The organism is Sphingobium sp. WR1 (genome assembly GCF_059693745.1).
Genome location: NZ_JCATID010000080.1, coordinates 1 through 1,706, shown reverse-complemented (window position 1 = coordinate 1,706; position 1,706 = coordinate 1). Strand labels below are relative to the sequence as shown.

The 1,706-nt window shown below is 60.3% G+C and carries 1 protein-coding gene; it reads left to right on the top strand.

Annotated elements, in window-relative coordinates:
- The first annotated feature begins 184 nt into the window (after window positions 1–184).
- On the top strand, window positions 185–1,624 hold the full coding sequence (locus AC58EF_RS28440) for a phosphoesterase (protein ID WP_497279712.1): 1,440 nt from the start codon (window positions 185–187) through the stop codon (window positions 1,622–1,624).
- Window positions 1,625–1,706: the final 82 nt, after the last annotated feature.

Below are 1,706 nucleotides of genomic sequence, written 5' to 3'. Positions count from 1 at the left end.
GCATTTCGCCAATGCTGCCTAATCCCCCAACTGGGTGACGCCGCGCGGCCGTGCCCCATGTTTGCAACAGAGCCAATCAATTCATCCCAGGAACAGAAACATGCTTCGAAACGCCACGAGATCATCAGCCGCTCTGGTCCTCGTTTGCTTGCCGGTATTTGCCGTTACCGCGCACGAACGTCATATGCACAGCATCGATGTGCCGGCGCCGCAGCCGGGCGCCGATGCCGGAGAAGCGCGCTGGCTGGCGGGCGATCATCACACTCACAGTCGCTTTTCGACCGGCTATGACGAAAAGGCCGACCCGCCGACGCCGACCGTGGGCGGTGATGCGATATACCCGATTCCCATGAACGCCCTGATGGCGCGCAAATTCGGTTTGGACTGGATGGTGGCGACCGATCATGGCGGCCCCAATCATAGCAAGGTCAACCACGACCACGCCTATCCCGAACTGCTGCGATCACGACAGCTGGTGCCGGAATTGGTGCAATTCTTCGGCATGGAATTCGATACGCCCGGAGCGGATCACAGCAGCATCATCGTTCCGGCAGGTGACGACGAGGCCGACCGGTTGCGCGAGCTGGAGAAGGGCTACGGCGCCCGCGAGGCGTGGCCCCGCGATCCGTCGCGCAACAGTGAAGGGCGAATGCTGGACGCATTGCGGACAATGGATGCACAACAGCCAAAGCCTGTTCTTTTCGCACACCATCCCTCGAGGTCCGCAACCGGCATGGGCAAATACGGCCTGACCACCCCTTCCGGATTGCGTGGCTGGAACGATACCGCGCCGGAAGTCGCCATCGGGATGGAAGGTGCGCCGGGCCATCAGGCCGCCGGTCAGGTCGGCGAAAGTGTCGGCCCTTCGCGCTATGCGGCCTATTTCGGCGATGCGATCCCGCGCGGGGCCTATGGCGATTTCCCGACCATGGGTGGTTTCGACCAGATGACCGCGCGGCTTGGCGGCTTCTGGGATTCCATGCTGGGTGAAGGACGACGCTGGTGGATTACCGCCAACTCAGACTCACACATCAACTGGACCGAAGGCGGTTTCGACTTCTGGCCTGGCGAATATTCGAAGACTTATGTCCACGCGCCAAAGAACCCCGCATCGATCATCGCCGCCATGCGCGCCGGACGCATTTTCGTGACTACAGGCGATCTCGTGTCGGAACTTGAGATTCTGTTGGGAACAGGCGCCGATGCGCGTCCGATCGAATTCGGTTCCACCATAAATGCAGGCAATGGTGAGCCGCTTCACCTTACGATCCGCTTTCGGGATCCCGACGGATTGAATGCCAATGGCGACAATCCTGCCGTTCACCATATTGACCTGATCCGCGGATCGGTGGGCACGAAATCCGCCGATCCGAATCTTGATCGGAATCCGAGCACGCGCGTCGTGGCGCGCTTTACCGAGGCGGAATGGAAGCGAGAGGGCGAATGGCGCGTGATCGAAACGGCTCTCGAACCGGTCGCAGGCGATGAATATCTCCGTCTGCGCGGGACGAATACTGAGGATGCCGAGCCGGCGCCCGATGCCGAGGGCGAAGACGCATGGACTGATCTCTGGTTTTATTCCAACCCGGTTTTCCTTGGCTCGTCGATGCGCCGCAACCCCTAGGAGCATTTCGGCTCTGTTGCAAACTCTGACACGGTTTCCAAGATTGGGCTCATGTACTGTCAAGGTCAGTTGCGATGAACGA

Coding starts and splice junctions, on each gene's coding strand:
- AC58EF_RS28440 (WP_497279712.1), top strand. CDS start 185: ATGCACAGCATCGATGTGCCGGCGCCGCAGCCGGGCGCCGATGCCGGA.